The sequence below is a fragment of the Virgibacillus sp. NKC19-3 genome (genome assembly GCF_019837165.1).
GTDB lineage: Bacteria > Bacillota > Bacilli > Bacillales > Amphibacillaceae > Virgibacillus_L > Virgibacillus_L saliphilus.
In genome coordinates, this window is the sequence record NZ_JAGYHC010000001.1 from 3,901,040 (window position 1) to 3,922,976 (window position 21,937).

Consider the following 21,937-nt stretch of genomic DNA (forward strand, 5'->3'; position numbering starts at 1 on the left):
ATGATTATAGCAAATCGTTTTCCATCATTCCAAGATTTAATCAGATTATGCATTTTCAAAGGGCTTTATCACTCCTAATATAGCCCTTATGTAAGGAACGTCCAAATCAACGGCCTCCGCCAGCCGCACTGCTCCTGCGTGCAAATGATCTACTTCAAGTGTCAAGCCTTTTCGCCGATCTTTATGCATGGAAGATGTAGCGTCCGGGTCCAATTTGCTTATATTCTGTTTGGCTGCTTCCACTTCTGCATCCGTTAACCTCGCGTCATACCTATTGGCCAACAGCTTCATTTCATGTAAAAGCATCTCCACGATATGAAACGTTTCTTCGTTTTCACGAATCGGCCCGATGGTTAAGTTAGTCGCCGTTGTCACCCCTGATAATGCGTTGATAAACATATATTTTCTCCAAAGTTCCCATGAAATATCCATACTATTTCGGCTGTCCATCACAGCAGGTTCGGCGATTTCCTCGATTTGCCTACATAGATCCTTTTGAGAATCCTCCAGTGGACCAAAGATCAGTTGATGTGCATCACCGGAATGCACCACATGGCCCTGTTCATTTAAGGTTGCAAAAATGAACGACAAGCCGCCGATAACAGATGCCTTGCCTAGCGTATCCTGTAAAATTCGAATATGTTCCATACCATTTAATACCGGCAACACATAGGCCCCTTTAGCCGTTAATGCTTCTAAATGTTCAAGCGTGCCTTGCAGATGATAGCCTTTGACACTTACGAATACAAGATCGACAGCCTCAATCTCCCCAGGATCTGTTACGATCTTCGGGTTTTCCACGATATAATCGCCGTATGGACTATTGATCTTGATCCCATGTTCCCTAATTTGCGCTGCTCTTTTTTCCCTGACTAAAAATGTTACATCTTCCCCTGCTTCTATCCAGCGTGCCCCAAAATAAACCCCTAATGCACCTGCACCTATGACAACGATTCGCATAATACTCCTCCTCCGTCGTTATAGCAGTTATTATAACCATTACTTAAATCTGCCATTTCCATTTTTTTATATGTTACTATTATTGTATGCAAATTCACGGAAAAAGAAAAATAATTCCTGATAGAAGTTGCTAAAACCCATCTCATAAGCCAAAATGCAGCCTACAAACCGGCGAATGCAATTGGTTTATTTTTGTTTTACTCTTGCAGTTAATGGGTATATATAAATAATTTAATCTTTATTTCTATTTGCAATATCTTTTCGTTATACATACACTATTGATAAAGTGAAGAGGTTGCTTTACGTCTTCATCAATAAGACATTGGAATTGAGAAAGGGGGTATTTTCGGTAATGGCATCTGTAGATACAAACAGAAACCTTGCATTGGCATATATACTTTGGTTCTTCCTGGGTCAATTAGGCATTCACCGTTTTTATACCGGTCGTGTCGGATCGGGAATTGCTCAATTACTGCTCGGCCTAGTTGGATGGGGCACTACCTGGTTATTCATTGGTTGGATACCTCTTGTTATTCTTTGGATATGGCTATTCATAGATATTTTCCTCATACCAGGCATGTGTCGCAATCCACGTTAAGCCGTTTATTTAAAAATTTGGAGACTGTACAAGCGGTTAGCCTTGCCACAGTCTCTCCTCATTCCAGCCTCCGGTCACAAATAGCAACCAATGGGCAGCCTTCACATATCGGTGTATGCTTACAATGGGTTTTCGCATGTTCTACTATAAGTGCATGAAATTCATTATACAGCCTGAGGTCACCGGATACGTTTTCCTCTACCTTTTTCCGAAATGCATCATACGTTTTCGGCATATTAAACCCAATCCGGTAGAAAATCCGCCGTGCATAAGCATCCACAACGAAAATCGGCTTATCACATGCATATAAAAGCATCACATCTGCGGTCTCTCTACCAATGCCATTGATCGTTAATAATTCCCGGCGCAGTTTTGACTTGTCCACGCGTTTCATGCGATCCATCTCAAAATGATAGTCTTTGAACCATCCCAAAAATGCCTTGATTCGCTTTGCCTTTATATTAAAGAAACCGCTGGAGCGAATCAGCTCGGCAAGTTCCTCCACAGGCATGCGATACATTGTCTCAGGTTCCAGATAAGGCCGCAAATGATGAAGTGCTTTGTCCACATTTCGCCAATTTGTATTTTGCACAAGGATAGCGCCAATCATCATCTCAAACGTTGTCTCCGCAGGCCACCAGTTTTGCGGACCATAATAGTCGTACAGTTTTTCATACATCCGTTGATATGCATGTTCCATCAGCTATTTTCCAGCTCCAGCAAGCGCTCCTTCGTTGGAATACCCCCGCGAAACCCTGTCATTTCCCCGTTTTTTCCAACAACTCGGTGACATGGTACAACAATCATCACAGGATTGGCACCGATGGCCGCGCCAACAGCACGCACGGCATTTGGTTTGCCAATGTTTTCAGCTATATCGGTATATGTCCACTTTTCACCGTATGGAATATGTTGTAGCTCTGTCCATACGCTTTCCTGAAAAGTTGTGCCCATAAAATCTACCGAGACGTCAAAGGCTTGCCGTTCCCCATTAAAATATTCCACCAATTCTTCCGCATACGTTGCTACTTTATCCCAATCTTCAATTAGTGTTGCTTCTGGCCTTTTTTTCGTAAACCAGTTTTTCACTTCATCAAACGCTTCATTTGGCGAGCCGACAAAGCAAAGCCCATTTTCCGTTGCTACTAGATAAAGCGACCAGTCACGGGAATTGATCTTCCCATAATATGCTTCCCTTTTATATGACATGTTTGGCACCTCTTTTTGACGGTTTTTTTCGAATATCTGTCCAGTAAGAGCTTAGCTTAGTTAGAATTTTAAGTTGAGACCACTTACGGATCTCTACGTTTATTGTAACATGTGGGGGAAGATTCAGGCTTGATGAGCTCGAGTTCGGTTCTTTCGAGTTTTCGATCGCCTAAACAAGAGCTCAGGAGGATAGGAGTCAGCCATTAGCTTCTCCAAGCATCTTCTTGATAGCAACAGCCACACCGTGCTCCTTATTTGTTTTCGTCCGGTGCGTACATATTTCCTTGATTTCCTCTTCGGCGTTTTCCATCGCAACAGCACGTCCGGCGATATGCAACATGCTCGCGTCATTCAAATTATCACCTAGTGCCATGACATCTTTCATGTCGATTCCCATGCTACGCGCTAAGTTCTCAAGGGCGATACCTTTTTGCGCTTTTGGATGATTAAATTCAAGATTAATAGCACCTGAGGATGTAACCGTAACCGCGTCTTCCCTTAAAAATTGCCCCCGGACTATATCCAATCGTTCCTTTTCCAACGAAAAGCCCAGGATTTTAAAAATTTCAAGGTTTTCCATCGTATACAGATCATCATAATTATCAATGAAAGCGACACGTTCCTCTTGCATACGATTCTCTGCCCGCTTTCGTATTTCCGCTTCAGACATTTCCGGGTTGGCTGATTTCATGACATCCATCATAACTTCCACAAAATACTCCCTGCTGGTGGAATAGATACCATGATTGGTGAAAAATTCAAGGTACATATCCGCCTTCAGGCAAACGTCTTGAATGCTGCGTACCATTTCTATATCCAGCGGCACACTTCTTACCACTTGTTTATCAGAAGTATATGTTCTTGCTCCATTCATGGAAATAATTGGGCAGGTTATACCTACTTCCTGAAGCGGTTTGCTTGCAGCACCATGAGACCGGCCGGTGGCAACAACAAACGCCAAGCCTCCAGCTATGGCTTTTTTAATTGCTTGTGCATTCTCTTTACTAACCTCACCTTGTTCGTTTAATAGAGTACCATCTAAGTCTGTTGCAATCAGTTTCATATCTTTCTCCTATCTATTTTAACAGTAGCAGGTAACCGAAAACATGCTACCACTATTTTATACGGGAATACCTATCTATTTTAACGCCTTTATCCTAATAAGAATTCGTCTCTAATCTCCCAAGTCGCCCGCTCATATGCACCACGTCATCCGCTAATTTTTGAAGGCGGGACAGGATTTGTTCATCTTGTATCTCCTTTTTCGCATTAAAATACTTTTCCTCGATAAACACATACTGTGGTAACGTCATAGCTTTCATATAGGAAAGAATGGGTTTAAGCTGATGCTCCACCACTAAATGATGCTTGGCAGACCCAGCGGTAGAAACAATGCCGACTACTTTATTACTTATCGCATCAATTGGAAGTAAATCAAATAAATTCTTCAATGTGCCTGGGATAGATGCCTGAAAGATTGGTGTTCCAATGATAAAAGCATCTGCAGATAAGATTTTCTTTAGTACGAGCGCGGTGTCCCCTGCATAATCGATAAGGGCGCGCCCATCACAAAATTCCAATTGATAGTTTTTCAGATCCATTAGTTCAATGTCAATATCCGGCTGGATGTTTTTTATATTTGTTAAAACCTTCTCTACGGTTATTTTCGTCTTTGACCCAATAATAGAGCCGGAAATTCCGATAATCTTCATTTTTCCATTCACCCCAGTTTTTCTATTTATAGCTTACCATTTATTTAGCGTTTATTTGTCTATTTTAACTGATATGATTGTTTAATTCTTTTTTAATGCCTGTCTTAATAATTTTATGTCTATCGAAGCTCATTAAAATGCATAAATCTGAAAATAGTGATATGATTAAATTATTCATTTAATCCCTCCGTTATATTTACATTTTCACTATACTGCATTGTAAGGTGTTTTTTTCTATGGACAATATCAAAGATACCGTGTTGGAAGTTATCTATTCTATTTTACCCATCACACTTGTGATCACCATTCTGCAATTCACATTAATTTGGCTGCCTATGGAGACATTTCTCCAGTTTTTAATAGGGGTATTGATGGTCGGTGTCGGTCTGATTTTCTTCTTATTAGGAGTAAACGTTGGCCTCTTACCTGTTGGCGAGATGATTGGTTCCGCATTATCGAAAACCAAAAGGATTGGTCTCATCGTTTTCTTTGGACTTCTATTGGGAATTGTGGTGACAATCGCAGAGCCGGATGTACGTGTGCTTTCTTCACAGGTTGACAAGGTATCAAACGGGGCAATCCCGAGTAGTATCTTAATCTTAGCTGTCGCGCTTGGTGTGGGAATTTTTGTTGCACTAGCAATGCTGCGAATCATTTTTAATATTAGCATCGTCATTATATTGGCAATTGGTTACGGAATCATCTTTTTATTGGCAGCGTTTACGGATCCCGTTTTCGTGCCCTTATCTTTTGATTCCGGTGGAGTTACAACTGGCCCATTAACCGTCCCCTTTATCTTAGCACTGGGAGTTGGGGTTGCATCTGTTATAAGGGGAAAATCTTCTACAACTGATGGGTTTGGCCTTGTGGCACTTGCCTCCATCGGACCCATTTTGTCGGTGCTTCTTTTAGGAGTGATTTATGCATGAATATTCACTTATTTGAAGGCTTCGGCGAAACAATGGGGGATGTTGCTATAGCGCTGTTCCCATTATTCTTGCTGTTTGCTGTTTTTCAAATGTTTTTCCTGAAATTATCTGTGAAAAAAATGGCTGATATATGTATCGGCTTTCTGCTAACGTTTCTTGGTCTCTCCTTATTCCTGCAAGGTGTTCATATCGGATTTATGCCCATTGGTGAATTAATAGGACAAAATCTGGGCGCCGGTACGTCCTTATGGTTATTAATCCCTATTGGTTTTATTCTCGGCTTTTTTGCCATTTATGCGGAACCAGCCGTTAGTGTTTTGACACATCAGGTTGAAAAGGCATCCGGTGGGTATATCCCGGAGAAAATTTTACGTTATACATTATCAATCGGTGTTGGTCTGGCAATATCCGTTTCCATTATTCGAATTATTTTAGGCATTTCCCTATGGTATTTTATCCTTCCAGGTTATATACTGGCTATAATCTTAGTTAACTATTCATCCAAAACGTTTACTTCAATTGCATTTGATTCAGGTGGTGTAGCGACAGGCCCAATGACAGCAACGTTTATGCTGGCCATGTTTGTTGGAATAGCATCGGTTACAGAAGGGCGTGACCCGCTTCTGGACGGATTCGGCATGGTTGCACTTGTCGCTCTTGCCCCTATTCTATCCGTGTTAACACTGGGAATCTTATATGGCAGGAAGGAGAAAGCTCAAGATGACAAAGGGGAAACCAGGCAGAAAGCTACTCGTCACGATCGTTAAGAAGGAAAGGGCGAAGAAAGTCATTCAAGCTTCAAAAAAGGCTGGTGCCCAAGGTGGAACGACTTTTTTCGGAAAGGGCTTTCGATCGAATGATAAACATCGGTTCTTCGGAATTCCGGTTGAACGGGAAAGGGAAATCATTCTAACCATTGTACCAACAGACATTTTCCCGGATGTGATGAATGCGATTATTGACGCTGTTCACTTGAATAGGCCTTTTCAAGGAATTGGTTTTGTTATCGATATGAAGAAGGTTAGTGGCATCGCACATATGGTGGGACTGAATACAGAAACGGAAGAAACCGACAATAAGGGTGGGTATGACATAATGGATCAGCAGAAAGTGATGTATGACCTGATCATGACCATTGTAAATAAGGGGGACGCCGATAAGGTTGTGGATTCCTCCAAAGCAGCCGGGGCAGAAGGTGGAACGATCATGCACGGGCGAGGAACAGGTATTCATGAAAAGGCAAAGTTATTCCATATCCAAATAGAGCCGGAAAAGGAAGTCGTCCTAACATTGATCAGCCGAGACAAAACCAATGATGTATTAGCAGCTATTGAAAAGGGTGCTGAATTAAATGAACCGGGTAACGGTATTGCTTTCGTTGTGGAGGTAGAGAAAACCGTTGGCATCCATCATCTTCTAGATCACATGGCGCGATTTGATGAATAGCGTTTCTATGTAAGGCTGTTTAGGATTAAGGGGTTCATTCAGCTGGAAAAATAAAACCCCAGCTGGACTGAGGAATTGTATAGATGCAGATTACTGCCCCTTTATATGCTGTTTATAAGCTTTAACGAAGGCTTCCGGGGAAGACTTTACCGTGTAGGGATATACGCCTTTACCCGTGTGTATATATAAGATCCCTCTTTCTCTTCCGAAGAACCGGTAGGACATGTCAAACACATCGTTAACAGGAAACTCATTATACTCGGAGACAACTTTTTCGCTATACAAATAAATGGTGCGGTCTAGTTCAATATCCCGTTGCTCAAGACTGCTAACTTCACGTTGAATCTTAATATAGGGGTGCTTGGCTATTAAATACACGCGCGTACCTCCTACTAACTTTAGATAGTGCCTATACTACTAATCATGCATTTATTCGTCAATAACTTATCCTTCCGCCGGCCTAAGATAATTTTTCCGCCATTGCAACCATTGATGATCTCGTGTCTTCCTTGGGAGGAATTGACGAATATCTTCTTCGTGGTAGCCGACTTGAATTCTTTTTTCATCCATGATAATTGGACTTTTTAATAAGCCCGGATTTTCATTAATTAGTGCCAGTAATTCCTGTAGAGGAAGCGTATCAATCTCCACATTAAGTTCTTTAAACGCATTGGATCGTGTTGAGATAATTTCATCCGTCCCATCCAGTGTCATGCGAAGGACATGATGCAATTCTCTAACGGTAAGCGGTTCTTTTAATATATTTCTTTCCACATAGGAGATCCCATGTTTCTTTAACCATTCCTTCGCTTTTCTTGTTGATGAACATGGTGCTCCATAGACCATAACACTCATATATCATACTCCATTCTTTTTGATAATGTTGTTCAATCTTTCACTTATGCAACCCCTTTTTCAACAGATGTATTTCAATCGCATAATTTCTCATCGCCTCTTCATTTGATAATTCCCTGGCAAATTTTTCAATAAAGTTTCGAAAAGTTACGGATGTAAGGATTTGCATGACATAGTATAGCTCCTCATCCCCGGAGATATTCAACTGCTCTTTATCGATTAATCGACTTATCTCCTCATGCTTCCCATCGCTTTCGCTATCACTGAAAATTCTCGTGAATATCTCTTCTATTTTATGGGTCATGTTTAAAAATGCATTTCTCAAGAAGTTGATACTTTCTTCGTCGGCTGACTCCTGTAATGTAATACGAAATATTTCACACATTGCATCAAATATATCACCATCGTATTTCTGTAAAACGTGAGCAAAGATCGCTCGCCTTTTCTTTACTTGATCATTCAATAGATAGAAAAAGGCATCATCTTTATCTTCGAAGTATTGGTAAAAGCTTCCCCGTGGTATTTCCGCCGATTTTACAATATTGGAGATCGAAGCTTCAAATAAGGGCACTCTTGAAAATTCCTTCTCAGCTGCATGTATTAATGTTTGTCTTTTATCCTCAGGTAATTTATAAAACGTTGGTTTCGGCAAGTTCCATCCTCCGATTTCATTAAATGGTGACATGATGTCATTTGTTCTACTTCCATTATAAATGACACAGTGTCACCTGTCAAGTGGGATAGGGGGACAGGTCCATTGTCCCAGCGAGTATCGATAGTTGATACGAGGAGGCATTAGCTGGGACAGTGAACCTGTCCCCTCGTCCCATTTTCTAGTATAATGAGAATGAGAATACGGTTAAGGGGGCAATAATCATGCTGAAAAAATGGCTAAACGAATCAAATTATACTGTGATATATACGGGAGCAGGCATGTCAACAGAAAGTGGTTTGCCTGATTTTCGCTCAGCAGGTAACGGATTATGGAATAAAAAAGATCCTGGCAAAATCGCCAGTACAACTTCCTTAAACGACAATGTCTCTGAATTTATTGCTTTTTACCGCGAGCGTGTACTTGGGATGAGGGACTATAAGCCTCATAAGGGACATGAAATTTTGGCTGAATGGGAGAATCAAGGTGTAATCCAATCCATCATCACTCAAAATGTGGATGGGTTTCATCAGCGTGCAGGCAGTAGACGAGTGGCAGAGCTGCACGGGACACTTCAAAGCCTGCATTGTCAGACATGCGGTCGTGTGTACAGCAGCGAAGCGTATGTTGACCAGGAATATTACTGCAACTGCGGCGGTGTACTACGTCCGTCTATCACATTATTTGGTGAATCCCTGCCACAAGATGCCTTCCAATTGGCCTTAAGGGAAACCCAAAAATGCGATCTATTTATCGTATTGGGCTCCTCGTTAAGCGTAACGCCAGCAAACCAGTTTCCGATCATTGCAAAGGAAAATGGGGCAAAACTAGTTATTGTGAATAGAGACAAAACGGATTTTGATTCATTCGCTGATGAGGTCATAAACAACAGGGAAATTGGAGATGTCCTGATGGAAGTGGATCAATAAGGACTTATTCTTTTAGTGCCTGTTTTTCATAATGCTTATAAATGGAATGAAATTTCCCTGTATAATTTTTATGCCACGGTTTTTTCTTGCCACGGTAATGAATAAAGCATGTATTGTGAATGACATAATCAACATCCTTACGACCGCTGCTTACCGCTTTATAAAACCTGTAATATCTGGGGTCATAATTGTAGATGACCTCATCCAGGTTTTTTATATCCTGGGAGTACAGTGCATTAATGATGTCCTGATCAGGATACAGCAACCGCTTCTTATGTTCCTCTACATAATTGAAAATTTCCTGTTCTTTTATTTTCTCCCGCTGCAAATTCAGATTCATAACAAGTACGCCGGAATTGTAATAAGCATCCATATCATAGGGTTTTAACCTCAATTTGTTGATCTCTGTGGCAGAGGCAACCTCATGATAAGCCGCAGCATAAAGGTATCCGGATATATCTATATCATACAACGTTCTTATCTCGTTAATCACCAGAATATCCGGATCAAGATATACTATTTTATCCAGATCAGACGGCAGAAATTGGAATGCCAACAACCTGTAATACATTTCCTTTGTATAGTGCTTCACAACAGGGGCTGCTTGAAAATAGTCATTCGTTACGGTGATAACAACAAGACGATGCCCTCGTTCTACAATATATTGATTGATATCCGAAAGTTCCGCTTCCTTCATGCTGGTATGCATCAAGTAGACCGTAAATGCCTCTTCCTGATTATTCACAAACAAGGAATGAAGCATTACTTTGAGTGGCTTTATATAATTTGAATTTAGCGTAACAAGAATATTCATGTTCTCACTTCTCCAAGTCTTTTCATTCTACTCTATTTTTCACAATCTTAACCTGCTTCAATGTTCTTCCACCAACTTCTAATATAGTAAACGTCAAGTCCTCCCTCACGAGTGTTTCCCCTTCCTCCGGGAAATGCTCCAATTCTTTTAATAAATAACCAGCAAGCACATCTTCCTCTTCCGGTATCTCCGTATGAAAAAGAGAATTCAACCGGTGCAGTGGAATTTTACCATCACATATGATTTCTGTGTCTGTGACCTTTTCTACGAGTGCGTCACTTTTGGAATCGAGTTCATCTTCAATCTCTAGCCCGATCATCGCTTCTATTACATCTTCATGTGTGAGAATGCCTTCTGTTCCACCATATTCATCAAGAACAATCGCCATATGCTTTTTGTCCTGAATCATTTTACGAAATACCCACTCGATCGAATAAAATTCATAAACGACCATCGGGTCCATATCACTAAAGGCTTGGAGCGGCTTTTCCGGTTCGATTGACCAGGATAGCAGGTACTTGGAATGAAAAACCCCAACAAGACTATCTAAATTCCCTTTATAAATCGGATACCTTGTATACGGATTCTCGATCGCCAGTTTTCTGGCCTCTTCAAAACCAGCTGTATGTGGAAGTGCTACCAAATTGACCCGTGGCGTTTTCAGCACATCCTTTACATCTAAATTATAAAAATCAAGGACGCCTTTAATACGATAGGATTCCTCCTTTTTAAAAATCCCTTCCGTTCTGGCAATATCAACCATCGACCTGATTTCTGCCTTGGACACAGAGGCATTATCTTCCTCTCCCTTGGAGAGCTGCTTAATAATAACACCCGTTATTCCATTTAGTAACAGCGTCAGTGGCTTGAAAATAAACATGACTCCTCGAATCACAGGATAAACCATAAAGGCGATTCGTTCCGGGAATGTCGCAGCTACCGACTTTGGAATCACTTCCGAAAAGATGATAATCACAATGGTCAAAATCGCTGAACCAAGGGCCACATTAAATCCATACTCAACCGCAAGCATGGTAACCAAGGTTGGAAGAATAATGTTAGAAATATTATTACCGATTAAAATGGCTGTAATAAATTCCTCCGGTTTAGAAACCACATTTAATAACTTTCCTGCCTTTTTATCTTGATTTTCAACCCTTGTCTGCAGTTTCATTTTATTCGTTGCTGTTAACGCAGTCTCACTACCTGAAAAGAACAACGAAACGAACAATAGTACGATGATCGCTATGATCACGAGCGCGTTCCTCCTTACATACTCCACCAAAACTCCTAATCGTTTATACGTAATTTTATATTAAATGAATCTATAGAACAAGGGACACGGGGACAGGTCCCTTGTCCCAGTGAAGCGTGGACCAAAATATCGGGAATGCCGTAGCCCAGGCGCTATACGCCGAAACACAGTGCACAAGAGCCGAAGCTCATACCTTGAATGCTGAAACGCAGTACTCAAATGCCGTTGCTCATACCTTGAACCCCCGGATCAAGAGCGTTACCAACCTTATTCCGTTTACATAAATAATAATGTCAGATACAGCCCCAAGAGCGTAATTATCAAAATTGGCACCGTTAAAAGAATACCTATTTTCAAATACGTCCCCCATCGGATGCTAACACCTTTTTGCGATAAAACATGGAGCCATACCAAAGTAGCAAGCGAGCCGATTGGGGTGATTTTCGGGCCTAAGTCCGAGCCGACCACGTTCGCATAGATAAGTGCTTCACGAACAGCGCCGGATGTGCCCGTTTCTGCAATCGCCAAGGCATCGATCATAACGGTCGGCATATTATTCATGATGGATGATAAGCATGCTGCAATGAATCCCATCGCCATCGTAGCGATAAATAGCCCTTGATCCGCTGCTGCTTGAATAACAGTGGCTAATGCAGCTGTAAGCCCTGCATTGCCAAGCCCAAAGACAACGACATACATCCCTATCGAGAAAAACACAATGTTCCATGGCGCACCTTTTATAACCGCCTTCGTATCAACAACCTGACTTCTTCTTGCCATCAAGATAAAGAATATTGCTACCACGCCGGCAATCATCGAAACCGGCAGATAGATGAATTCACTAACAAAGTAACCAACCAGTAACACACCAAGCACATACCAAGAAAGGTGAAACAATTTCCGGTCCTTGACAGCTTCGGATGGCTCATTTAATTTTGTTAAATCATATGTTTTCGGGATAGATTTGCGAAAATAAATGAATAATACCAGAATCGTTGCTAGCAATGAAAAGAGGTTGGGGATAATCATGCGCGATGCATATTCCACAAAACCGATACCAAAGAAGTCTGCAGATACAATATTAACCAAGTTACTGACCACGAACGGCAGGGACGTGGTATCTGCAATGAACCCGCTTGCCATGATAAATGGAAAGACCATTTTTTCACTGAAATGTAAATGGCGGACCATCGCCAGCACGATCGGCGTAAGAATCAATGCTGCCCCATCATTCGCGAAAAAGGCAGCAACAATTGCTCCTAGAATACTTATGTAGACAAACATCTTTATACCATTGCCATTTGCAACCCTTGCCATATGAAGTGCCGCCCATTCGAATAATCCAATTTCATCCAGAATTAGTGAAATAAGGATAATGGCAACAAAGGCAAGTGTCGCATTCCACACCATTCCGGTCACTTCCATGACATCATTGAACGTCACCACACCTACAAGTAAGGCGACAACCGCTCCGCCAATTGCAGACCAGCCTATAGATAACCCTTTCGGCTGCCAGATAACAAGGATTAAGGTTACGAAAAAAATAATAATGGCTAATACTACCGATAAAGGCAAAACCATTCATCCCCCATTCAACAAAGACTAAACACACATGCATTTTTATAGTCACATAAAATGTAGCATGAATGCCAATCATTTGAATGTCGACCAAGCTAAAATAGCACATTTGAACAGTTTTGGCATTCAATGTAACGCTACTGCGGGAAACCCGCAATCAAAAGTTTCATGTACCATGTGAAGCTTTGGAAAAAGAACACTGAAATGGGTGCTGCTTCCTCGTATAGGTGGATTCATGCAAGCGAAAAATAAGATACATCCTTTAAAAGGAGGATACTATCTTATGGATAAAGCACAAGCACAGGAAATATTAAACGCGCATGCATTGATCAACGTCCATTATCATGGCTTCCCGGTTTATATACAGGAACTTCATCCCAACACGGAAACAGCAACTGTTTTTCCACTTGATGAAATGAATCATGAACAGGAAGTAGATTTGGATGGACTTCGTGAAGTCAAATTGAGGGATATCCTCTAAGTAGAAATAAGCCTCCTGTCAAGAGGCTTATTTCTATCCATGCTCAAATTTTCCATATCCCTTTCGCTCTATTATGATCTGTCACATCGTTTTATACACGCTTTATGGCGGGTTCATAAATATGCTTTAATGTTTGTACGCTGTGCGTAAATTTCTGCTGTTCTTCTTCGTTCATCGGTACTTCAATGATTTCTTGAATACCTGTACGGTTAATAATAGCTGGAACACCGATACATACATCATTGACACCATATTCGCCATGTAAATAATTGCTTGTTGTCAGTACAGTATATTCGTTTTTAAGAATGGATTCTGTAATTCGTACTAAGCTCATGGCAATTCCATAAAAGGTTGCCCCTTTTTTCTCAATGATATGATAAGCTGCATCACGCACATCTACAAATATATCTTCAAGATCCTTCGCGTTATATTTTTCATGGGTATCCAGAAAAGTTTGAAGCGGTACCGGGCCAATCGTTACCCTGCTCCATAGCGGAAGTTCGGTATCACCATGTTCACCAATTATATAAGCATGGACTGCTTTTGGAGAGATCTGGAAGTATTCCCCGAGTTTATAACGAAGTCGAGCTGAATCTAATGTCGTCCCACTTCCGATAACCTGATTTGCAGGAAGACCACAAAAAGCCAACACCGCCTGTGTCAATACATCAACCGGATTTGTTGCAACTAGGAATATGCCATCAAAGCCCGAAGCCATAACATCGCCCACAATATCTTTCAAGATTTTCATGTTTTTTTCAACCAGATCTAATCGTGTTTCACCTGGTTTTTGATTGGCACCAGCACAGATACAAACAATGTCGGCATCTTTACAGTCTTCAAAATCCCCCAGCCAAACGTTGGTTAAGGATGGGGCAAAGGCCTTTCCATGATTGAGATCCATGACATCGCCCATTGCTTTTTCTGTATTTAAACCAATGATTGCCAATTCTTCTGTAATTCCTTGGTTTACTAGCCCGAATGCATAACTGATTCCTACTGATCCTACTCCTATTAAAACCACTCGGTCTACTTTTCGATCATTTACTTTCATCTGGGGGCACGTCCTTTCATTGTTTATATGAATTATCTCACACTTATATTGTGAACTACTTCACATAATAGGTCAATCGGTTTGTTCAATATTTTGAAACCAAACCTGAAAATGAAAGCATCAACGGATGTAAATGAGGAAAAATCCAACCCAACCGATCCAGCGGTTGGGTTCTTCTCTTCTATTCAGGGTCCTTTTCCTGCTTCCCGTTGACCGTAAAAAATGCCATTGGCTGATCGGACTTACGCATGAGTTGGTTCACGTAAGAAGAAGTGAGGTGATAGCCATCTTCTATTTTTTCCGCCAAAAAATGGGTTCGCTCGAAAAGAATGGAGCGAAAGTGATCAAGCTGTCGCATGACTTTCTCCATTAACGCTTCCTGATTTTCCAGTCGATTTAGCACTTCATCATTGCTATTTTCCTGGTTCGTCATTTTTTCAGCTATCTGTTTTTGTAAGACAGTCTGTTCATCCATTTTCTTAACAAGCTGCTCGTTTGCCAGTCCATACGATTCCAGCCGGTTTTCAACGGTTTGCTGCGTGAGTCTCATCTGATTGATTTGCTCCATAAATTCCTGTTTCGGCACATGTTCGTTTTCTAATTTCTGCAGGCGTTCCAACACATGATGCTCTAGTTTCTCCTGCTGTTTATTCATTTCCTTCAGTTCGTTTAAGCGGCTGCCGATCTCCTGCCATCTCCCTGTCTGCACAATGTCCTGCTGCTGGTGCAGGTTTTTCAATCCATGAAACGAACGATAAAGGGATTTATTTACGTTTTGCTGCTCCTCTATCATTTCAGCCATATGATTTCGTATAAAAACACCCTGATTCGGTTCATGAATCGCGGTATTATTTTTAAAAATATCCGTATGATTATCCTGATTGATATACAGTCCCATTCTACATAACACTCCTTACGCATTACTGCTACTATTCTATGCGTTTTCACGTTATATGGGACAATTGCACAGGAATATTTCATAAAAAGCTTGCAAAAAAAGGATATATTTGTATATAATGTGCATATAGTATATATACATTATATAAAGATAAACATGGGAGGGGCAGTGCGTCGATGTCCGCCACAGAAAAAACCATTAACCGTAGTCCAGCCAAACGCTGGAGCATCACGATCGGTATATTTCTCATCGTCCAATTTATCTTCATCGCTATTGATGGTACTTTCTTGGAGCCAAACATAAACGATAGTGACCATTTTGTTGCCCAGCTGGGAAGATGGATTTTAGGCTCAACGCTTTTTACAGAATGGATTACCCCCTATTCGTATCCGCTTTTTAATTTATGGGTGACTATTCATGTGATTGCGATACTGGGGGAAGCCGTAGGAGAAATTGTTTCAAGAGGTTTTTCTAAAAAATAAAGAAGAGGGATTCGCATGAAAATTATCATTTCTAACAGTTCAAAGGAGCCAATTTATGAACAAATTACGAATCAAATGAAAGCTTCTATCTTAACAGGTGAACTACAAGAAGGAGCAGCGTTGCCCTCTATACGCCAACTCGCAAAAGATCTAAAAATTAGTGTGATAACGACGAAACGTGCCTATGAGGAATTGGAGAAAGCAGAATTTATCTACTCCATTGTTGGCAAAGGGTCTTTCGTTGCAGAGCAAAATTTAGAGGTCATGCGGGAGAAGAAACTGAAGGTTATTGAAGAACAGCTAAGTGCGGTCATAACGAATAGCAGAGAAATTGGGCTGTCTCTTGATGAGTTGCAACAATTATTGACGTTTTTATACGAGGAGTGACATGGATGGAAAATATAGTTGATTTAAAAAAGGTAACAAAAAATTTCAAAGGTTTTTCCGTTAAGAATATGGATTTACAAGTGAAGAGAGGCTTTGTCACGGGCTTCATTGGAGCAAATGGTGCTGGTAAATCGACAACGATAAAAATGATGATGAATCTATTAAAGCCAGATGCTGGGGAAATTAAGCTTTTTGGATTGGACTACAAGACGCATGAGAAGGCGATCAAGGAACGCATCGGCTTTGTATACGATAGCAATGTATTTTTTGAAGGGCTGAACTTAAAAGATATGAAGCATATTGTTGGACCAGCTTACAAAAACTGGGATGATACATTGTTTTATCAATACGCGGAACAATTCGAATTACCATTACATAAAGCAATGAAAACGTTCTCGAAAGGAATGCAAATGAAGGCATCATTGGCAATCGCCCTGTCCCATCATGCAGAGTTGATCATGATGGATGAGCCAACAGCAGGCTTAGATCCTATTTTTAGACGAGAACTGCTGGATCTTCTGCAGGAAATCATGCTTGATGGGAATCATACCATTTTCTTCTCCACGCATATTACAACTGATTTAGATCGTATCGCCGATTATATCGCTTTTATACAGAACGGGGAATTAGTATTTAATCAATCCATTCACGACGTGTTTGAAAACTATGCGCTCGTGAAAGGGGGAATGGATCTGTTGGAACGCGATACGGAAAGGGCTTTTGTTCAAGTTCATCGTGCGCCAACAGGATTTGAGGCATTAACGGACAATATCGGAGAAGTAAAAAATACTTTCGGGGATTCGGTTGTCATGGAACAAGCATCACTGGAAGATATTATGTATTATTTGAAAGGGGGTATGCATCATGTTTAATCTAATCAGGCGTGATATCATACTGCAGAAGTGGTTGCTATTAACCTTTATTCCTTTTGTCGCATTTTTTATCATCATGGACGTCCACCCAGCTTTGACTTTTCTCGTTGCCAGTATTTTTATTCCTTTTAATACTTTTGGTTACGACAACAAAGCGGAGACGAATATCTTGTTAAACTCCTTACCTTATACACGTAAAGAAATTATCGCATCACGCTATCTTGGTTCTATTGTTTATATGGCTTTAAGTATTGGAGTAACAAGTTTAGCATTAATTGTTTCAAATAAATCTTTTACGATGACTGACATTGCGATTGGCGGTGGCTTATTCTTAGCTTTTGCTGCATTTACCTTTCCGTTGTTTTATATTTTTAAAACGGACTATCTGCTTCACATCGTGATAATTAGCTTTATTCTTTTAGCAGGCATAGGGCCGCCTATTGTAACGTTTTTGACAGATAATGTAACAGTAATAACAGATTTGATTTATCGTTTTTCCACTCCGGTTATATATACGGGAGCAGCAGCGATTGTAATGTTTTTCTATGCTGTATCTTGGGGAGTTTCCACAATTATTTATCAGCGAAAAGCGTTTTGATGGTTGATACGTTATCGAAGATGAAACCCGACTACCGACAAGATATACAATGTAAGAACCAGCGATATTCTTTGCTATAAGAGGCTGATACAAGCAATGGCGCGCTTCCTCATGATGCCAGACGAATATGGGCCCCGCCGATTGTCACCTTTCAAGATACAAGCATGTACGAAGTAGGCGCAAACGTTTTAATAATGGTCATTAGATGGGGGCAATCTTTATCCTCCTTCTCTTGCTTGGTATCCCCTTTTTACGGAAAATAAATAAAAACAAGCAATCCTTTTGACCCTCCCCCTCCACTTACTGTATCTTAGAACATATTAATCCAAGTAATTTTCTATGAATAAAATGCTATTGTATGAATAATCTATTATGAAGCACACTACAGTAGAGGAGGGGCGTTTCATGAAGCGAATATGGAGGGGCTATATCAATGCGTCGCTTATTTTAAAAATTACAATTGCCTTGATTTTAGGTATTAGTGTCGGATTGATCTTTGGGGAAGATGCGGCGGTACTAGCGCCACTCGGCGATCTTTTACTTCGTTTGCTTACGTTTCTCATTATCCCGCTCATTTTATTCACATTAATCGTCGGGGTAAACCAAACAAATATTAGTAACCTGGGGCGCATGGGCGGAAAAGTTTTTCTCTATTACTTGCTAACTTCAGCATTGGCGATTGCCGTTGGATTAGCTGTTGCTAGTATCTTTTCCCCGGGGACTGGGATGACACTGGATACAGATCAGGAGCTCGATGTACCGGAGAATCCTGGTATCACAAGCGTTCTGTTAAATATTGTGCCTGAAAATATTGTCGCTGCTTTCAGCGATCTAAATCTTTTGGGAATCATTTTCACCGCGCTTGCATTCGGAATCGCAATCGCTGCTTTACGGTCTTCCGATACTAGTAGCGAGCTTGGAGAAGCTGTCTACAAAGTCATTGATGGACTAAACGAAGCAACGTTAAATATCATGAAGGCCATCTTACAATATATTCCTATCGGTATTTTCGCCATCATTGCAGAAACGGTCGGTAATCAAGGTGCAGATACCTTATTATCGCTAGGAAGTATGGTTGGTGTCCTCTATATCGCATTACTTGTACAGGTCGGTTTTTATATCATTTTCATGCTTTTATCAAACGTACCATTGAAAACATTTTTCACCCATGTACGTACGCCGATGATTACCGCTTTTGTTACACAAAGCAGTTCAGGAGCCTTGCCGCTGACATTAAATGCGGCAAGAGACATGGGGCTTTCCAAAAGTCTATATGGATTCAGCCTCCCGCTGGGTGCAACGGTAAATATGGATGGAGCGGCGATGCGCATTGCCGTATCCGCTGTTTTTGCCGCCAATATTATTGGGGATCCATTAACTTTTGCGGAGATGCTGCAGGTTGTGTTGATCGGAACATTGGCTTCTGTTGGAACAGCCGGCGTCCCGGGTGCGGGCATTGTTATGATTGCTACCGTATTCGTACAAGTAGGCCTGCCAATGGAAGCTGTTGCCCTACTTACCTCTGTCGATGCACTAATCGGAATGGGATGCACTGCCCTTAATATTACCGGTGACTTAGTCGGTACATCAATTATTGATAAATCAGAGAGGAAACGTATGAATGGAAGTTAAATGGAGGTGAGGTTGGGACAAAAGTGTTTTTAACAAATAAATTCTGAACATATAACGCTTCGGAAATATACTTCGCGAACCTTAGGGCGGCTGGTTAGCGCCCCTTGTGCGCTTCGTGTTGCAAATGACTTCGAGGGGCAGCACTCCCCGCAAAAAAGATTGCTATCCGCGTTTTTAGGTGTCTCACCTATGCCTTGCCTCCCGCTGGAATCTCCGCATATTTCCTACGTTAAGTTTGATAATGTTCGTCTTTTTAACGAAACACGTTTGTTTTGCCCCAGCCTCACCTTATTTTTGTTGCGAATTCCCTCTCGGATACGTTTCTTCTGCAACTAGTTTCGCACGTGATATACTTCTTCATGTACCAAAGAGGAATTCTCTAATACATGAATCCAGTGTAATCGAAGGAATCATGTACTTGAGGCACCCGCTCAGGTACATCGTTCGGGCGAAATCAAGGGAATCATGTACTTGAGGCACCCGCTCAGGTACATCGTTCGGCGAGATCAAGGGAATCATGTACTTGAGGCGCCCGCTCAGGTACATCGATCAGCGAATTCGAGGGAATCATATACTTGAAGCACCCGCTCAAGTACATCGTTCGGCGAAACCAGAGGAATCATGTACTAGAGGCGCCCTCTCAAGTACATCGTTCGGACGAAACCGAGGGAACCATGTACTAGATAACGTTTATCCATGGAATTTTGGCATCTTCGTCTCTTCTACATTCATATTAGTTCTCAGGCCTTTTCCTCTCAACTCACTATACTGCATACAAATTCGATTCTCCGGATTCTTATCAACGGAATATAATACAAAAAGGAAAAACCATTCCAGCGGTTTCATGAAAAGATACACCATATCCGCCGCTGTCTTTGTTTTAATGTGCTTACTTAGTGGATAGCCATATCTATCATAAAACATGCGAATAGCCCGATGGCAGTTTGGCATATATTCTTCCAGGATATTTTCAAATGCATTGGCAATGAGTAATTGGCGATTCACAACAATTCGATTGCCATGCCGAACGCCAGCTCGAACTGGCTTCACTAATTTTTTATGGCCTCTTGCAGAAACCGTACATAAATAATGACCATCCCCTTCAACCATCTCCGGTTTAGGGGCAGGTATATTCGAATAATTAAAACTGCTCGTATCCAAGAAAACGCGTATAAAGCTATCAGGTCGTTGTCCAAAGAGAAGCAACATAAATTGAATAATAAGAAGCACCGGCAACGACAGGAAAACCCACAAAACGGGCATTTTTCTATATGAAAAAAATATACGATAAAGGAAAGTCATAAACCTATTTGTATGATGGAGGTCTCTTTCTTGCTGCCGCGCAGAAAAGTAATCCAAGGCACTTTTTAGTCTCGCGATATATAAGAAACTTAATGCAACAAAACCCGTTTGCAGCAAAATGATGGAGAATCCAGTAAAAAAGAAGCTATCCGTATAATGTGTAAATCCAGTATGCATGATATAAACGGCTGTAAACAGAATGGTTAAAACAAGCAAAGCGCTACAGACGACATACAGAATAGGTGACAATTTCTCGAGCTGTATACTCAACATCCAATAGGCAAGAATACCAAGGAGTAAAAAGGCAAGAACGGTAGAAATATGCCTGCCATTAAGCGACGCGTACCCATCTAAAAAAGCACCTGTATACTGATAATAATGTAGTGGCTCTCCACCAACCAGACCGTACCCGTTGGCCCACAAGCCTATAAAAATCAAAAAGTAAATGATAAAGAAATGAAATATCTCCATTTTCTTTACACCCACTTTTTCTCCCACATTTCTGGTAAAGCTTTTGACCATGTTTACAAATGGATAGATAAGCATAGATACGACTAAGACGATGATGATCAAAAGAAACATGCTCATTCTTCCTCCCATAATAAAAGTGAACCAAAAAAAGCACCAGCTCCCTGGTGCTTATCCCATTATGCCATCCATTTTGGCGGCATATTTTTATCCCAGTAAATTTCCCCGATTTCATGATGTTGCGCGAATTTATCATGATCTAAATGATAATGGAAATTGAACCAATACCCTTCTAATGGTCGATTATCACGACGTACATGAAATTTGGCAACATCCTTTTGCGCACTGTAATTGTAAATGTTAAAGATTCTTTCCCCGTCGCCTGAAGCAGGCTGTTCGGTGATATCATAATAGGCAAGCGTGTCCTCTCCAGCATCCAGCAGAATGGTTTCGAGTACTTCTTCCATTTTAGGTAAAATCACTGCATAAAATTCGTCTTCAACCTGGTTTGCTATCTTCGGGCCTAGCTTCGTAAGTGTCTGCTCTTTCGCCTTCGCTGTTAGACTACGTATAAAGTAATCTTCGCTATAGGGTTCCAGCGTTACATCTATATCGTCAATCGTTTCTGTTTCTAGTGTTGCATCGGATATTCCATCATCGATATTTGTAAGTGCTTTATTGTCCTCTGCATCCGTGGTTAACAGGGATGGAGGAGTATACATTCCCAGTGTAACAATGGTAATAAGCACAACCGCTATTTTTCGCATCCACCGTTTCATAACAAAGTGATCCCTTCTCTTATGTACTACCATAATTGTAACATCTT

The 21,937-nt window shown here is 41.0% G+C and carries 26 protein-coding genes; 11 read left to right on the top strand and 15 right to left on the bottom strand.

Annotated features, from left to right (window positions below; translation table 11 throughout):
* Positions 1-45: 45 nt before the first annotated feature.
* A complete protein-coding gene (locus KFZ56_RS18615; RefSeq protein ID WP_222643700.1) occupies positions 46-960 on the bottom strand; it encodes a ketopantoate reductase family protein in 915 nt (304 codons plus the stop codon).
* A gap of 352 nt (positions 961-1,312) precedes the next feature.
* Between KFZ56_RS18615 and KFZ56_RS18620 the strand changes: the two genes are divergently transcribed.
* Positions 1,313-1,558, top strand: coding sequence for a TM2 domain-containing protein (locus tag KFZ56_RS18620; RefSeq protein ID WP_222643701.1), 246 nt, complete (start codon positions 1,313-1,315; stop codon positions 1,556-1,558).
* Positions 1,559-1,616: 58 nt separating this feature from the next.
* On the opposite strand, the gene KFZ56_RS18625 is transcribed toward KFZ56_RS18620, so the two are convergent.
* The 4 genes from KFZ56_RS18625 to KFZ56_RS18640 form a co-directional block, all read right to left on the bottom strand.
* Positions 1,617-2,258 (bottom strand): endonuclease III domain-containing protein, encoded by a 642-nt coding sequence (locus KFZ56_RS18625; protein WP_222643703.1) that lies wholly within the window; start codon positions 2,256-2,258, stop codon positions 1,617-1,619.
* Entirely contained in the window at positions 2,258-2,767 is a 510-nt protein-coding gene (locus KFZ56_RS18630) for a methylated-DNA--[protein]-cysteine S-methyltransferase (protein ID WP_222643705.1), read from the bottom strand. Before KFZ56_RS18630 ends, KFZ56_RS18625 begins: the two co-directional genes overlap by 1 nt.
* 196 nt (positions 2,768-2,963) lie before the next feature.
* Positions 2,964-3,830, bottom strand: a complete 867-nt coding sequence (locus tag KFZ56_RS18635; protein ID WP_222643706.1) for a Cof-type HAD-IIB family hydrolase — start codon at positions 3,828-3,830, stop codon at positions 2,964-2,966.
* Positions 3,831-3,924: 94 nt separating this feature from the next.
* The gene (locus KFZ56_RS18640; protein ID WP_222643707.1) at positions 3,925-4,479 is read right to left on the bottom strand and encodes an NADPH-dependent FMN reductase; all 555 of its coding nucleotides are present in this window, start codon (positions 4,477-4,479) and stop codon (positions 3,925-3,927) included.
* Between the two features lie 236 nt (positions 4,480-4,715).
* Here KFZ56_RS18640 and KFZ56_RS18645 point away from each other — a divergent pair, with 236 nt between their 5' ends.
* The 3 genes from KFZ56_RS18645 to KFZ56_RS18655 are packed head-to-tail and all read left to right on the top strand — an operon-like array spanning position 4,716 to position 6,854.
* The gene (locus KFZ56_RS18645; RefSeq protein ID WP_222643708.1) at positions 4,716-5,408 is read left to right on the top strand and encodes a DUF1538 domain-containing protein; all 693 of its coding nucleotides are present in this window, start codon (positions 4,716-4,718) and stop codon (positions 5,406-5,408) included.
* Positions 5,405-6,175 carry a DUF1538 domain-containing protein gene (locus KFZ56_RS18650; RefSeq protein WP_222643710.1) on the top strand — a complete coding sequence of 257 codons (771 nt, stop codon included), beginning with the start codon at positions 5,405-5,407 and terminating at the stop codon, positions 6,173-6,175. The genes KFZ56_RS18645 and KFZ56_RS18650 overlap by 4 nt, the downstream gene beginning before the upstream one ends.
* A complete protein-coding gene (locus tag KFZ56_RS18655) occupies positions 6,129-6,854 on the top strand; it encodes a P-II family nitrogen regulator (RefSeq protein WP_222643712.1) in 726 nt (241 codons plus the stop codon). The genes KFZ56_RS18650 and KFZ56_RS18655 overlap by 47 nt, the downstream gene beginning before the upstream one ends.
* A gap of 90 nt (positions 6,855-6,944) precedes the next feature.
* Here the strand turns inward: KFZ56_RS18655 and KFZ56_RS18660 are convergent, their stop codons facing one another.
* The 3 genes from KFZ56_RS18660 to KFZ56_RS18670 all read right to left on the bottom strand — a co-directional run bounded on the left by KFZ56_RS18660 (position 6,945) and on the right by KFZ56_RS18670 (position 8,361).
* Positions 6,945-7,232 (bottom strand): hypothetical protein, encoded by a 288-nt coding sequence (locus KFZ56_RS18660; protein ID WP_222643714.1) that lies wholly within the window; start codon positions 7,230-7,232, stop codon positions 6,945-6,947.
* Positions 7,233-7,298: 66 nt separating this feature from the next.
* The gene (gene spx, locus KFZ56_RS18665; RefSeq protein WP_222643716.1) at positions 7,299-7,709 is read right to left on the bottom strand and encodes a transcriptional regulator Spx; all 411 of its coding nucleotides are present in this window, start codon (positions 7,707-7,709) and stop codon (positions 7,299-7,301) included.
* Between the two features lie 40 nt (positions 7,710-7,749).
* Positions 7,750-8,361, bottom strand: a complete 612-nt coding sequence (locus KFZ56_RS18670; RefSeq protein WP_222643717.1) for a TetR/AcrR family transcriptional regulator — start codon at positions 8,359-8,361, stop codon at positions 7,750-7,752.
* A gap of 224 nt (positions 8,362-8,585) precedes the next feature.
* Between KFZ56_RS18670 and KFZ56_RS18675 the strand changes: the two genes are divergently transcribed.
* Entirely contained in the window at positions 8,586-9,290 is a 705-nt protein-coding gene (locus tag KFZ56_RS18675; protein WP_222643719.1) for an NAD-dependent protein deacylase, read from the top strand.
* Between the two features lie 4 nt (positions 9,291-9,294).
* Here the strand turns inward: KFZ56_RS18675 and KFZ56_RS18680 are convergent, their stop codons facing one another.
* The 3 genes from KFZ56_RS18680 to KFZ56_RS18690 form a co-directional block, all read right to left on the bottom strand.
* On the bottom strand, positions 9,295-10,104 hold the full coding sequence (locus KFZ56_RS18680) for a glycosyltransferase family 8 protein (RefSeq protein ID WP_222643720.1): 810 nt from the start codon (positions 10,102-10,104) through the stop codon (positions 9,295-9,297).
* 22 nt (positions 10,105-10,126) lie between these two features.
* Positions 10,127-11,359 carry a hemolysin family protein gene (locus tag KFZ56_RS18685; protein WP_222643721.1) on the bottom strand — a complete coding sequence of 411 codons (1,233 nt, stop codon included), beginning with the start codon at positions 11,357-11,359 and terminating at the stop codon, positions 10,127-10,129.
* A gap of 276 nt (positions 11,360-11,635) precedes the next feature.
* Entirely contained in the window at positions 11,636-12,934 is a 1,299-nt protein-coding gene (locus KFZ56_RS18690; protein ID WP_375540685.1) for an arsenic transporter, read from the bottom strand.
* A 286-nt stretch (positions 12,935-13,220) separates the two neighbouring features.
* Between KFZ56_RS18690 and KFZ56_RS18695 the strand changes: the two genes are divergently transcribed.
* A complete protein-coding gene (locus tag KFZ56_RS18695; protein ID WP_222643723.1) occupies positions 13,221-13,418 on the top strand; it encodes an H-type small acid-soluble spore protein in 198 nt (65 codons plus the stop codon).
* Between the two features lie 91 nt (positions 13,419-13,509).
* Here the strand turns inward: KFZ56_RS18695 and KFZ56_RS18700 are convergent, their stop codons facing one another.
* A complete protein-coding gene (locus KFZ56_RS18700; RefSeq protein ID WP_222643724.1) occupies positions 13,510-14,472 on the bottom strand; it encodes an L-lactate dehydrogenase in 963 nt (320 codons plus the stop codon).
* A 181-nt stretch (positions 14,473-14,653) separates the two neighbouring features.
* A complete protein-coding gene (locus tag KFZ56_RS18705) occupies positions 14,654-15,370 on the bottom strand; it encodes a hypothetical protein (RefSeq protein WP_222643725.1) in 717 nt (238 codons plus the stop codon).
* Positions 15,371-15,546: 176 nt separating this feature from the next.
* Here KFZ56_RS18705 and KFZ56_RS18710 point away from each other — a divergent pair, with 176 nt between their 5' ends.
* The 5 genes from KFZ56_RS18710 (at position 15,547) to KFZ56_RS18730 (ending at position 19,341) form a co-directional block, all read left to right on the top strand.
* Positions 15,547-15,852, top strand: coding sequence for a YfzA family protein (locus KFZ56_RS18710; RefSeq protein ID WP_222643726.1), 306 nt, complete (start codon positions 15,547-15,549; stop codon positions 15,850-15,852).
* Between the two features lie 15 nt (positions 15,853-15,867).
* Complete coding sequence (locus KFZ56_RS18715; RefSeq protein ID WP_222643727.1) at positions 15,868-16,239, top strand: GntR family transcriptional regulator; 372 nt, start codon at positions 15,868-15,870, stop codon at positions 16,237-16,239.
* Between the two features lie 5 nt (positions 16,240-16,244).
* A complete protein-coding gene (locus KFZ56_RS18720) occupies positions 16,245-17,111 on the top strand; it encodes an ABC transporter ATP-binding protein (RefSeq protein ID WP_222643728.1) in 867 nt (288 codons plus the stop codon).
* Positions 17,104-17,709: an ABC-2 transporter permease gene (locus KFZ56_RS18725; RefSeq protein WP_222643729.1), complete on the top strand. Its 606-nt coding sequence runs from the start codon at positions 17,104-17,106 to the stop codon at positions 17,707-17,709. The genes KFZ56_RS18720 and KFZ56_RS18725 overlap by 8 nt, the downstream gene beginning before the upstream one ends.
* A 405-nt stretch (positions 17,710-18,114) precedes the next feature.
* Complete coding sequence (locus KFZ56_RS18730) at positions 18,115-19,341, top strand: dicarboxylate/amino acid:cation symporter (protein WP_222643730.1); 1,227 nt, start codon at positions 18,115-18,117, stop codon at positions 19,339-19,341.
* Between the two features lie 690 nt (positions 19,342-20,031).
* Here KFZ56_RS18730 and KFZ56_RS18735 read toward each other — a convergent pair.
* Both KFZ56_RS18735 and KFZ56_RS18740 read right to left on the bottom strand, forming a co-directional pair.
* Complete coding sequence (locus tag KFZ56_RS18735) at positions 20,032-21,231, bottom strand: DUF6688 domain-containing protein (protein ID WP_255585241.1); 1,200 nt, start codon at positions 21,229-21,231, stop codon at positions 20,032-20,034.
* A 59-nt stretch (positions 21,232-21,290) separates the two neighbouring features.
* Positions 21,291-21,923, bottom strand: a complete 633-nt coding sequence (locus KFZ56_RS18740; protein ID WP_255585242.1) for a YpjP family protein — start codon at positions 21,921-21,923, stop codon at positions 21,291-21,293.
* Positions 21,924-21,937: the final 14 nt, after the last annotated feature.